This is a genomic window from Streptomyces sp. NPDC050423 (assembly GCF_040655445.1).
Lineage (GTDB): Bacteria > Actinomycetota > Actinomycetes > Streptomycetales > Streptomycetaceae > Streptomyces.
In genome coordinates this window covers 21,460-33,148 of the sequence record NZ_JBFAJY010000003.1, presented here as the reverse complement: position 1 = coordinate 33,148, position 11,689 = coordinate 21,460, and the positions used below count along the sequence as shown (strand labels likewise).

Here is an 11,689-nt window from a genome sequence, read left to right as displayed (position 1 = left end):
GTGAGGGCGGGCCGGGCACGGGTGGTGCGGGCCGGTTCGGGTACGGGTCAGTGGGCCTCGCGGACGGCGAGGGCGCGGCGCAGGTCGTCGATCTGGTCGGCGAGTTTGCGGCGCAGGGCGGGGATGAGTGTCTGGTCGGTGAGTGCCTGTTCACCGAGGTGGAGGCTGTCCGCGTCGATGGCGTACACGGGGAACGCGTAACTGCCGGCGGCTGCGGCGATGACCGGGCCGCGACGGACGGCGAGTTGGGCCGCGTCGGGATAGTAGCGGGGCACGTACGCGCTGACGAGGTCGGCCTGCTCGGGCTGCCAGAAGCCCTGGGCGACGGCGGTGAAGAGGTAGTTGGAGAGGCTGTCGTCGGTGAACATGGCCTGCCAGGCGGCGGCCTTGGCCTCGGGGGTGGGCAGGGCGGCGCGGCAGCGGGCGGCGCCTTCCTGGCCGGTGGCGCTGGGGTCCTGGTCGAGTTCGGCGGCGATGGCGGCTTCGTCGGCGGCGCCGAGGACGGCGAGTCGGGTGAGGATGCGCCAGCGCAGTTCGGCGTCGAGTTCGGGCCCGCCGGGGACCGTGCCTTCGGTGAGCCAGCCCTGGATGGCGTCGGGCTGGGTGGCGGAGTCGATGAGGCGGCGTACGGCGATGAGGCGGAGGCCGGGGTTGCTGCCGTCCTCGGTGCGGCGGATGAGGTCGCGGCAGAGGGCGGTGACAGCGGTGAGCGCGGCGGGCCGGTCCTCGGGGGTGAGGTAGCGGCCGGCGATCTGGGCGCCGGCGAAGGTGAGGACGCCCTGGTGGAGTGCCAGGTCGGTCTCGTGCGGGAGGTGGGTGCGGGCGGCCTCGATGTAGGTGGCGGGGGCGAGGTCGCCGTCGCGGACCATGTCTCGGGCGGTGTTCCAGATGACGGCTCGGGTGAGTGCGTCGGGGATGCCGGAGAGGCTGTGCAGGACGGTGTTCCAGGAGTCCGGGTCGAGGCGGACCTTGGCGTAGGTGAGGTCGCCGTCGTTGAGGACGACGAGGGCGGGGCGGCGTCCGGGGCGGGTGACGGGCGCGCCGTCCTGGGGGATGCCGATGTCGAAGCGGTCGCGCAGGACGAGCCGGTCGGGGCCGGACTGGGTGTCGATGGCGTGGTCGTACGTACCTACGGCGATGCGGTGGGGGCGGGAGCCGCGGTGGTCGACGGCGAGCGACCAGGTGGTGTCGGCCTCGGTGACGTGCGCGGTGAGGGTGTCGACTCCGGAGGTGCGCAGCCACTGGCCGGCCCAGGCGTGGACGTCGCGGTCGGTGGCGGACGCAAGGTTGTCGATGAAGTCGGCGAGGGTGGCGTTGCCGAACTTGTGGCGGGCGAAGTGGGTGTTGATGCCGGCCAGGAAGTCCTTCTCGCCGAGCCAGGCGACGAGCTGGCGGAGGGCGGACGCGCCCTTGGCGTAGGAGATGCCGTCGAAGTTGAGCATCGCGGAGGCGGTGTCGGGGACGGCGGCCGGGTCGGGTGCGACGGGGTGGGTGGAGGGGCGTTGGTCGGCGTCGTAGCCCCAGCCCTTGCGGGCGACGCCGAAGTCGACCCAGGTGTCGGGGAATGAGGTCTCCCCTGCTCGAACGGAGTTGAGAGCTTGGGGAAGGGTGACCTCGGCGAGGGTCTGGTAGCCCATGTACTCGGCGAAGGACTCGTTCAGCCAGATGTCGTCCCACCAGGCGAGGGTGACGAGGTCACCGAACCACATGTGGGCCATTTCGTGCGCGATGACCATGCCACGGGTCTGGCGCTCGGTGTCGGTGACGGCGGAGCGGTAGATGAATTCGTCGCGGAAGGTGACGAGGCCGGGGTTCTCCATGGCACCGGCGTTGAATTCGGGGACGAAGGCCTGGTCGTAGGAGTCGAAGGGGTACGGCTCCTCGAATTTCTCCTGGAACCGGTCGAAGCAGGCTCGGGTGATGCCGAGGATCTCCTCGGCGTCGGTGTCGAGGTGGGGGGCCAGCGAGCGGCGGCAGTGGATGCCGAAGGGCAGTCCGGCGTGTTCCGTGGTCACCGAGTGCCAGGGGCCGGCGGCGACGGCGACGAGGTAGGTGGAGACCGGCGGTGTGGGGGCGAGGGTCCAGTGGCCGTCCCCGGTGTGCCGGGCGGTGCCGTTGCCGAGGACGGTCCAGCCCTCGGGGGCGGTGACGGTGAGGGCGAAGACGGATTTGAGGTCGGGCTGGTCGAACGCGGCGAAGACGCGCTGGACGTCGTCCAGGAAGAGCTGGGTATAGACGTAGGTCTCGTTGTCGGTGGGGTCGGTGAAGCGGTGCATTCCCTCGCCGGTGCGGGAGTAGCGCATGGCGGCGTCGACGCGGAGTTCGTGTTCGCCGCGGGTCAGGGACGTGAGCGGGAACCGGTTGCCGTCGAGGTCCGCGGGGTCGAGTGGGTGCCCGTCGAGGCTGATCGAGCGCAGGGTGGCGGGCTTGATCTCGACGAAGGTGTCGCCGTCGGCGAGGGCGGTGAACCGGATGAGGGTACGGGAGTCGAAGGTCTCCTCCCCCGCGGTCAGATCGAGGTCGATCGTGTACCGCTGTACGTCGAGGAACTGGGCTCGGGTCTGCGCTTCGTCGCGCATCAGTACGGACATGGACCCATGCTGCCGCATGCGGTGTGGGAGGTGCGGGCGGGTTCGCGGCGGGCTGAGCGGGTTCGTACCGATTCCTTTGAGGGCTAAGATTTTTACCCGTTGTGTACCTGCACGGAGGAGTGCCCGGGATGGCGAAGAACCAGGCTTCCGAGACGTCCGCGACGTCCGCGAAGGGGCAGGACGCGGCGCCTCGATCGTGGAGGACTGGCGGCGGGGGTGACGTTGCGGATCGACCGGCTGGAGAAGGACGGGCTGATCCTGCGGGAGCGGGATCCGCAGGACCGCCGGGTGGTGCACTCGCGGCTGACGGACGAGGGGCTGTCGGTGATCGACGAGCTGTTCTCGGAGCATCTGGACAACGAGCGGCGCATGCTGGCGGGGTTGTCTCCGGCGGAGTGCCGGCAGCTGGCGCGGTTGCTGGAGGAGCTGGAGCGGTCTGTGTTGGCGGCGGAGCCGGGCGAGTAGTTCCTTGGGGTGGGGTGCGGGGGCGCTCCGCGGGGCACCAGTGCCCCGGTGCGGGGGGGCCTCAATCGCCGGACGGGCTTGGATTTGGGCACCGTTGCCCCGGAGCTGGGTTTGTTCTCAAACGCCGGACGGGCTTGAGGGCGGAAGGCGGCGGGCGGCGGGGCCTCGGTCAGGCCTGTGCGCCGCCCGTCCCGTTCGCCGATTCGTCCGCGATGCGTTCGTGGTGGCGGATGACCTCCGCCACGATGAAGTTCAGCAGCTTCTCGGCGAACGCCGGGTCCAGGTGGGCGCTCTCCGCCAGCTGGCGCAGCCGGGCGATCTGGCGGCCCTCGCGCGCCGGGTCGGCCGGGGGAAGCTGGTGGGCGGCCTTGAGATGGCCCACCTGCTGAGTGCACTTGAAGCGCTCGGCGAGCATGTGGACAACTGCCGCGTCGATGTTGTCGATGCTCTCGCGCAGCCGGTTCAGCTCGGCGCCTACGGACTCGTCGATGTCGCTCGTGGTCATGGTCATCGAGCTTAGGTCCTCTCCGGCGCGGCGGACTACGGGCCGATCGTCGGCGGGTGGTCCGGGTCCGGCACCCGGTCGCTCCAGCCGCCCGGCACGCTGCGTCCCTGCTGTTCGCGGAAGCGGACCGGGGCGATGCCGACCCGGCGGGCGAACAGCCGGGAGAAGTACGCCGGATCGTCGTACCCGACGCGGCGGGCGACGGCCGCGACCGGCAGATCGCTGGTGGCGAGGAGCTCCTTGGCGCGGCCGAGCCGGATACCGAGGAGGTAGTCCTTCGGACTGCAGCCCGCACCGCGCCGGACGGCCGTGCGCAGTTCGGCGGGGGTCATGCCGTGCCGGGCGGCGTGCTCGGCGACGGAGAGCGGCTGGAACGCGTCCCGGGTCATGGCCTGGAGCACCGGATCGCCGTCGGGGCTGACATCGGCGCGGGCCCGGCGCAGCGCGACGAGCAGTTCGTGGACGGCCGCACCGGTCTCCACCTCCAGCAGCGGGTTCCCGCGCCGCGCCGCCCGTACCATCCGGCCGATGGCGGCCCGCGGTGCCGCCGTGTCGGAGAGCGGGACGAGGGGGCGGTCCGGCTCGATGTAGCCGAGTTCGGTGTACGTGGTGGTGGCGGGGCCGGTGAAGTCGACGAAGCTCTCGTCCCAGCCGGTGGCCGGATCGGCGCCGTAGTGGTGCGGGGTGCCCGGGGTCAGCCAGATCAGGCTGGGCCCGGTGACCGGCACCCGCCGCCCGTCGGGCCCGGCGAACCATCCGCTGCCCGAGTTGATGACCACGGCCACGTGGTGGTCCAGGGTGCGGGGGCCGACGGTGGGCAGCGCACCGTGCTGGAGCCCCACCCCGAGGCAGACCAGACCGAGGCGGTGGTGGAGCGGGCTCGGGGTGAAGAAGCGCATCCAGGTGTGGTACATCGGCTTTCGCTCCCCGGTTCTCGCGTCGTGCGCCGACAACGATGTGCTGCGTCCAAACAGCAATGATCTTTGTCCATGGACCGGCCGCACGCCAGGGGTGAGGCTGGGTCGCGACATTCCTCCCGAGTTCGCCCGCTCCGTCGTACGGTGCCGCATTCCGCCGGTACCGGTTCGCGGGGCGCGGCGGCCGGGACCGCCCGCACAGGAGAGAACGAGCACGATGGCTGACTTCACGGTGGGCGACGACGACCACTTCAGACTCGACGGGCGGCCCGTACGGCTGCTTTCGGGCGCCCTGCACTACTTCCGGGTGCACGAGGCGCAGTGGGATCACCGGCTGTCGATGCTGCGGGCGATGGGCCTGAACTGTGTCGAGACGTACGTGCCGTGGAATCTCCACGAGCCGCGGCCGGGCCGGTTCCGGGACGTGGCGGCGCTCGGCCGCTTCCTGGACGCGGTGCGGCGGGCCGGCCTGTGGGCGATCGTCCGCCCCGGGCCGTACATCTGTGCGGAGTGGGAGAACGGTGGTCTGCCGGTCTGGGTGACCGGGCGGTTCGGGCGGCGGGTGCGGACCCGCGACGCCGCCTATCTGGACGCGGTACGGCGCTGGTTCGCCGAACTGCTGCCCCAGGTCGTGGAGCGGCAGATCGACCGCGGCGGCCCGGTGATCATGGTGCAGGCGGAGAACGAGTACGGCAGTTACGGCACCGATCAGGCCTACCTGCGGCAGGTGTCCGCGATGCTCGGCGAGTACGGCGTGAGCGTCCCGCTGTTCACGTCCGACGGGCCGGAGGATCACATGCTCACCGGCGGCTCGGTGCCCGGTCTGCTGGCCACGGCGAACTTCGGGTCGGGGGCGCGCGAGGCGTTCCGGGTGCTGCGGCGTCACAGGGACGCGGGCCCGCTGATGTGCATGGAGTTCTGGTGCGGCTGGTTCGAGCACTGGGGCGCCCCGCCGGTCGTACGCGATCCGGCACGGGCCGCCGAGGCGCTGCGGGAGATCCTGGAGTGCGGGGCGTCGGTCAACATCTACATGGCGCACGGCGGGACGAACTTCGGCGGCTGGGCGGGAGCCAACCGCGCGGGCCCGCTCCAGGACCAGGAGCTCCAGCCGACGGTGACGTCGTACGACTACGACGCGCCGGTCGACGAGTACGGGCGGCCCACGGAGAAGTTCTGGCTGTTCCGGAAGATCCTCGCCGAGTACGCGGACGGGCCGCTGCCCGAACTGCCGAAAGCGCCCGCCGCGCTCGCCGCACCACTGCGGGCCGCGCTGACCGACTGGGCACCGCTCCAGGACGTCATGGAGGCACTCGGCGACGAGGAGCAGCCGGAGTCCGGCGTTCCGCCCACGTTCGAGGAGCTGGGCGTCGACCGCGGCCTGGTGCGCTACCGGGTCGGCGTCCCGGGTCCCCGACAGCCGTACGCCCTGGGCGTTTCGGGCCTGCGGGACCGGGCGGTGGTGTACGTGGACGGTGTCCGCAGGGGCGTCCTGAGCGAGGAGGACGGCACCCTGGCGGAGCCGGTGGCCGGGCCCGCCGAGGTCGAGCTGTGGGTGGAGTCGCTGGGCCGGGTCAACTACGGGCCGCGGCTGGGCGAGGCCAAGGGGATCACCGGGGGCGTGCTGCACGAGCGGCAGTTCCTGCACGGCGTACGGGCGCGGGCGCTGCGGCTCGACGCGTTCGAGGACGCGGCGGCGGTGGCCGGCGTCCCGTTCGCCCCGGTCGACGGGTCCGGGCGCTGCGGCCTGTACCGGGGCTCCTTCGAGCTCGCGGACGCGGACGGCACCGGGCACGCGGGGCTCGAACTGCCTGGCTGGACGCGCGGATTCGTCTGGGTGAACGGGTTCTGCCTCGGGCGGTACTGGTCGGCGGGCCCCCAGCGGACGCTGTACGTACCGGGTCCGGTACTGCGGGGCGGCGCCAACGAGGTGTGGGTGCTGGAGGTGGAGGACGCGGGCGCGCCGTACGCGGAGCTGGGGCCGGGCCTGCCCGCGCGGACGGACACCACTGACGGCGCCCCGGAGGATGCCCGGGTCTGACGTCCGGCTTTCCGGGCCGCCCGGTGCCGCCCCGGCTACAGTGGGCGGAGCCGAGCGGCGCGGACGGGGGTGAGGGCGTGAGCGACAGCCCCCACGGCAGCCCGGTGGTGCACGGCTTCCCGCACCTGGCCACCGTCCGGTCGGCGATCACCGCGCTGTACCGGCGGCTGTCGTACGACGGTGTCCACCGTTTCGCGCCGAGCCTGCTCCCCGCCGACGCGGCCTTCGCCGACTCGGACGATCTGCATCTCGGCGCGCAGCGCGTGGCGCGGGCGATGGTGCAGCACCTGCGCCTGCCGGACGCCCGGATGGTCGTCGCGTTCCGTGCGATGGAACATGCGGGAAGTGTCGAACTCGCGGCCGGGCCGGAGTACTTCATCGAGCTCAACGACCGCTTCCGCACCCACCGCAGGGACATCGGGGCCGCGCTGTCGCACGAGGTCATGCATGTGCTGCTGCACCGGCTCGACCTCCAGTTCCCCGGGACCCGCGACAACGAGATCCTCACCGACACCGCGGCCGCCTATCTGGGAGCGGGCTGGCTGCTGCTGGACGCGTTCCGGGAGGACGCCACCTCCAGCCAGAAGCTCGGCTACCTCACCCCCGAGGAGTTCGGGTACGTACTGGCCAAGCGGGCACTCGCCTTCGACGAGGACCCCTCGCCGTGGTTCACCAGCCCGCAGGCCTACACGGCGTACACGAAGGGCCGGGCGCAGGCTCTGCGCGAGGGCCTGCAGCCACCGCTGACGGCGGCCGGCTGGGCGGGCCGGCGCCGGTACGCCAAGGACCGGCGGTACGCCCAGGACCATCCCGGTGCGGGCGCGGCCCCGGGCCCCGAGCCCCCTTACACCTTCGAGACCGGCCCGGACGGGCTCCGCGTCGCCTTCGCGTGCCCGACCTGCCATCAGCGCAACAGGGTTCCGGCGCGCGGCCGGGTGCGGGCCCGGTGCGCGCTGTGCCGCACGGTGCTGGACTGCACGACGTGAGGCGCCGCCGCCCGCAACGGGCCGCGGCGCAAAAGGTATTACAGTCGAAATGTGACAGAAGACCCGATGGCGGTGGCGGACGGGCTGAGCCTGTTCGACGCGCTGTACGAGGGCGAGGACGCCGTCGTACGGCTGCTCCGCGCCGGTGCGCCCGCCGAGTCGTCCGACGAGGACGGCGCGAGCCCGCTCTACCTGGCGGCGGTCTCGGACCGGCCGGGCGTGGTGCGGCTGCTCCTCGCCGCGGGCGCCGATCCGGACCGGGCCTGCGGGCCGGAGTCGGGCGATCTGCCGATCTGCGGGGCGGCGTGCGGCGGTCACACCGAGGTGGTGGAGGCGCTGCTGTCCGCCGGGGCCCGGCCGGATCTGCGTGAGCAGTTCGGGTTCACGGCGCTGCGCTGGGCGGTGGGGCTCGGCCACGCGCGGACCGCGCGGACGCTGCTCGCCCACGGCGCCGACCCCTGCCTGCCGGGGCCGGAAGGCGAGGCCCCCCTCCTCCTGGCCGCCCGTCGGGGCTCCCTGGAGACGGTACGGGCGCTGCTGCGCCACGGCGCGGGAGCACCGGACGGGGCGCTGGAGGAGGCACTCGTCGAGACGCGCCGCATGCTGGACGTGGACCTGGAGCGGGAGCTGCGCGGCGGACTGCTGGACGCCTACGGGGACTCGGACGCGCACCAGGTCTCGGTGCACCGTGCCGTCGTCGACGGCGGAGAGACGCTGACCGTCGAACTGATGCGGAACGGCGAGCCGTTCGCGGGCCGGGACCAGCAGACGGGGCACGGTGCGATCGCCACGCTCCTGGAGAGCGAGCTGGGGCTCCTGGCCTCGTTCGAGGAGCTGGCGCGGCGGGCGCTGCGGTGCGGGAGCCCGGACCTGGACAACTGGCACGCGTCGGCGGAGGCGCTGCGCGAGCGCGGCGGCGAGGAGACCCGGCAGGTGGCGGCCGCGTGGTGCGCGGCGGGTGATCCCCTGCGTCGGGCGTTCGGCGCGGATGTCCTGGCGCGACTCGGGCGCCCCGGGGCATGAACAAGCCCGTCCGGCGTTCCGGGTCGTGTCCGCGGAGCCCCGCCGGACGGGACTTCGCGGACACGTCCCAGGACGGGAGCGGCGCTCGGGCGAACCCGGCTGACGCTCCGTCCTCGAACGCCGGACGGGCTGGAATGTGCATGCGTGCACCGCCCGGAAGCTCCGGGCGGGCTGAAACGTATCGGCTACGCCGCGCGACGACCACGCGCGGGCGCACCACCACGGCCGGAGCCGCCGGAGCCGCCGGAGCGGCCCGCGCCCTGCGCACCGGCGCCGCCGGCACCCCCCGCACCGCCGCCGCGTCGGCCACGCCCCCGCGTGCCCGAGCGGAACCCGCCACCGGCGCCCGCGCCGGACCCCGTGCCGCCGGGCCGCGTGCGCGGCTTCGGCTGGGTCGGCTGCGGGACCTCGACGACGATGGCGACGCCCGACGGCTCGCGCGCCCCGGTGATCCGGGTGAGCTCCTCGTCGCTGGACTTGATCCGGGTGGTGCGCGGCGCGATGCCCGCGTCCTGCATCAGCCGGGTCATCTCCCGCTTCTCCTCGGGCAGCACCAGCGTGACGACGCTGCCGGACTCCCCGGCGCGCGCGGTGCGCCCGCCGCGGTGGAGGTAGTCCTTGTGGTCGGTGGGCGGGTCCACGTTGACGACCAGGTCGAGGTCGTCGACATGGATGCCGCGCGCCGCCACGTTCGTCGCGACGAGCGCGGTGACCTGGCCGTTCTTGAACTGGTCCAGGGTCCGGTTGCGCTGCGGCTGAGAGCGGCCGCCGTGCAGGGCGGCAGCCCGTACACCGCTGGCGAGCAGCCGCTTGGCGAAGCGGTCGGCGGCACGCTTGGTGTCGACGAACATGATCACCCGGCCCTCGCGGGCGGCGATCTTCGTCGCGACGGCCTTCTTGTCGGTCTCGTCGAGCACATGGAGCACGTGGTGCTCCATGGTGGTGACCGCGCCGGCGGACGGGTCGACCGAGTGCACGACGGGGTCGGTCAGGAACATCTTGACCAGCCGGTCGATGTTCTTGTCCAGGGTCGCGGAGAAGAGCATCCGCTGCCCGTCCGGCTCGACCTGCTTGAGCAGGGCGACGACCTGCGGCATGAAGCCCATGTCGGCCATCTGGTCGGCCTCGTCGAGGACGGTGATGGCGACCTGGTCGAGGCGGCAGTCGCCGCGCTCGATGAGGTCCTTGAGCCGGCCCGGCGTGGCGACGAGCACCTCGGCGCCGCGGCGCAGGGTGCCCGACTGCTTGCTGATCGACATCCCGCCGACGACGGTCGCCATCCGCAGGTTGACGGACGTCGCGTACGGCGTCAGTGCGTCGGTGACCTGCTGGGCGAGCTCACGGGTCGGGACGAGGACGAGGACGAGCGGCGCCTTCGGCTCGGAGCGGCGTCCGGCGGTACGGGCCAGCAGCGCGAGGCCGAAGGCGAGGGTCTTGCCGGAGCCGGTGCGGCCGCGGCCGAGGATGTCCCGGCCGGCGAGCGAGTTCGGCAGGGTGGCGCCCTGGATCGGGAACGGGTCGGTGACGCCCTGCGCGGCAAGGGTTTTCAGCAGGGCGGCGGGCATGTCCAGCTCGGCGAACGCCTCGACGGCGGGCAGTGCGGGGGTCATGGTTTCGGGCAGGGCGAACTCACCCTGCGGCGGCGTTGCCTTGCGACGCGGCGACGCCTTGCCGGATCCCTTGCCGGAACCCTGTGCGGTTGCCTTTGCCTGGGCCGTGCCACGCCCCCTCGACGGGCGATTGCGGACGGGACGGTCCTGACGTTCGGAGCGGGTCATACGGAATTGCCCTCCTGGGGATTCCTGGGAACTACGTGGGAATGCTGGGACTTGCCGGGGCCTGCGCGGAATGCGGACTGCGGCACGCGGTGCGCGGGGGCCCGGAACACCCGGGGTGCTTCGTCGCACCCGGTGCGGGGCGCTCGGAGGCGCCCGGAACTTCCGTACTTCCCAGGGACAGCACAAGCCGGGGCCCGCACCTTCACGGTGCGGGCCCCGGCTGCGAGGTACGCGTCCGGCAATTAGGCCGGGACGATGTTCTCCGCCTGCGGGCCCTTCTGGCCCTGCGTGACGTCGAAGGAGACCTTCTGGCCCTCCTGGAGCTCACGGAAGCCCTGGGTGGCGATGTTGGAGTAGTGGGCGAAGACGTCAGCGCCGCCGCCGTCCTGCTCGATGAAGCCGAAGCCCTTTTCCGAGTTGAACCACTTCACGGTTCCAGTAGCCATGTCATTCTCCTAAAACAGGTGCAGTGCCGGAAATCCGCACTTTACGAATTCCAAGTCGCCGCATTGAGCCCCACCCGGAGAAAGCCGGAAAACAATAAAGCGCCTGAGGAAGCATTCCCGTCAGGCGCACATAAAGTTCATGGGTACCAAAACTGCAACCGGATCACCGTAGCACAATCTGCCGACCGGCGGTGGGACACGCCACGCCGCCGGCCGGCTGTTGTCCGAGTGAACCCTTGGGGCGTACGGGTCGGAGCCGTTCGAAAGATCGTCGGAGACGGGTCCTGAACGGGATCGCCTCAGTCGCGCAGGGCGATCCCTTCCAGGACCATCGACAGGTACTGGCGGGCGATCTCCTCGGGGCTGTGCTGTCCGCCCGGCCGGTACCAGGAGGCGGCGACCCAGACGGTGTCGCGGACGAACCGGTAGGTGAGGCGGATGTCGAGGTCGGCGCGGAAGACCCGGTCGGCGACGCCGCGCTCCAGGGTGCCGAGCCAGGCCTTCTCGAACTTCTGCTGGGAGTCGACGAGGTACTGGAACCTCGGCTGGGCCGCCAGGTGCTGGGACTCCTTCTGGTAGATGGCGACGGCGGCACGGTGCCGGTCGATCTCGCGGAAGGACTCGGTGACGAGAGCCTCGATGGTCTCCCTGGGGCCGAGGCCGGCACCGAGCACGGCGTCGTACCCCTCCCAGAGCTCGTTCAGGAAGGTGGAGAGGATCTCGTCGACCATCGATTCCTTGGAATCGAAGTGGTAGTAGAGGCTGCCCGCGAGCATTCCGGCCGCGTCCGCGATCCGGCGGACGGTCGTGGCGTTGTATCCCTGCGCGGCGAACACCTCGGCGGCGGTGGCGAGCAGTTCGCCGCGCCGCTCGGGGGAAGGCGTCGCCTGTGGCTTCTTCTTGGTAGGCACCCGCCCATTCTCCGCCCGGCCGCCTCCCC

Annotated in this window: 9 protein-coding genes and 1 pseudogene; 4 read left to right on the top strand and 6 right to left on the bottom strand. The window is 72.0% G+C overall.

Translation table 11 applies throughout. The features are described from left to right. Positions 1–47: 47 nt before the first annotated feature. Complete coding sequence (gene pepN, locus AB0I52_RS03100; RefSeq protein ID WP_363068366.1) at positions 48–2,591, bottom strand: aminopeptidase N; 2,544 nt, start codon at positions 2,589–2,591, stop codon at positions 48–50. 201 nt (positions 2,592–2,792) lie between these two features. Between pepN and AB0I52_RS03095 the strand changes: the two are divergent. Further along, a pseudogene (locus AB0I52_RS03095) lies at positions 2,793–3,056 on the top strand (MarR family transcriptional regulator); the annotation flags it as partial. Positions 3,057–3,225: 169 nt separating this feature from the next. On the opposite strand, the gene AB0I52_RS03090 reads toward AB0I52_RS03095, so the two are convergent. Continuing rightward, positions 3,226–3,561, bottom strand: a complete 336-nt coding sequence (locus AB0I52_RS03090) for a chorismate mutase (RefSeq protein WP_363021442.1) — start codon at positions 3,559–3,561, stop codon at positions 3,226–3,228. A 35-nt stretch (positions 3,562–3,596) separates the two neighbouring features. Then, positions 3,597–4,475 (bottom strand): AraC family transcriptional regulator, encoded by an 879-nt coding sequence (locus tag AB0I52_RS03085; RefSeq protein ID WP_363068364.1) that lies wholly within the window; start codon positions 4,473–4,475, stop codon positions 3,597–3,599. A gap of 220 nt (positions 4,476–4,695) precedes the next feature. Here AB0I52_RS03085 and AB0I52_RS03080 point away from each other — a divergent pair, with 220 nt between their 5' ends. The 3 genes from AB0I52_RS03080 to AB0I52_RS03070 all read left to right on the top strand — a co-directional run bounded on the left by AB0I52_RS03080 (position 4,696) and on the right by AB0I52_RS03070 (position 8,525). Further along, positions 4,696–6,516, top strand: coding sequence for a beta-galactosidase family protein (locus tag AB0I52_RS03080; protein WP_363068362.1), 1,821 nt, complete (start codon positions 4,696–4,698; stop codon positions 6,514–6,516). Positions 6,517–6,593: 77 nt separating this feature from the next. After that, entirely contained in the window at positions 6,594–7,502 is a 909-nt protein-coding gene (locus AB0I52_RS03075) for a hypothetical protein (RefSeq protein ID WP_363068360.1), read from the top strand. A 51-nt stretch (positions 7,503–7,553) separates the two neighbouring features. Next, entirely contained in the window at positions 7,554–8,525 is a 972-nt protein-coding gene (locus tag AB0I52_RS03070) for an ankyrin repeat domain-containing protein (RefSeq protein WP_363068358.1), read from the top strand. 185 nt (positions 8,526–8,710) lie between these two features. Here AB0I52_RS03070 and AB0I52_RS03065 read toward each other — a convergent pair whose 3' ends face one another. From AB0I52_RS03065 to AB0I52_RS03055, 3 genes are all read right to left on the bottom strand, one after another. After that, positions 8,711–10,303, bottom strand: a complete 1,593-nt coding sequence (locus AB0I52_RS03065) for a DEAD/DEAH box helicase (RefSeq protein WP_363068356.1) — start codon at positions 10,301–10,303, stop codon at positions 8,711–8,713. Positions 10,304–10,545: 242 nt separating this feature from the next. After that, positions 10,546–10,749, bottom strand: coding sequence for a cold-shock protein (locus tag AB0I52_RS03060; protein WP_015607926.1), 204 nt, complete (start codon positions 10,747–10,749; stop codon positions 10,546–10,548). 299 nt (positions 10,750–11,048) lie between these two features. Next, positions 11,049–11,660: a TetR/AcrR family transcriptional regulator gene (locus AB0I52_RS03055; RefSeq protein WP_363068354.1), complete on the bottom strand. Its 612-nt coding sequence runs from the start codon at positions 11,658–11,660 to the stop codon at positions 11,049–11,051. Positions 11,661–11,689 lie beyond the last annotated feature (29 nt).

What these genes read in the sequence shown, in the direction of transcription:
- AB0I52_RS03090 (WP_363021442.1), bottom strand. Translation starts at nt 3,561, where the DNA reads ATGACCACGAGCGACATCGACGAGTCCGTAGGCGCCGAGCTGAACCGG.
- pepN (WP_363068366.1), bottom strand. Translation starts at nt 2,591, where the DNA reads ATGTCCGTACTGATGCGCGACGAAGCGCAGACCCGAGCCCAGTTCCTC.
- AB0I52_RS03060 (WP_015607926.1), bottom strand. Translation starts at nt 10,749, where the DNA reads ATGGCTACTGGAACCGTGAAGTGGTTCAACTCGGAAAAGGGCTTCGGC.
- AB0I52_RS03085 (WP_363068364.1), bottom strand. Translation starts at nt 4,475, where the DNA reads ATGTACCACACCTGGATGCGCTTCTTCACCCCGAGCCCGCTCCACCAC.
- AB0I52_RS03065 (WP_363068356.1), bottom strand. Translation starts at nt 10,303, where the DNA reads ATGACCCGCTCCGAACGTCAGGACCGTCCCGTCCGCAATCGCCCGTCG.
- AB0I52_RS03080 (WP_363068362.1), top strand. Translation starts at nt 4,696, where the DNA reads ATGGCTGACTTCACGGTGGGCGACGACGACCACTTCAGACTCGACGGG.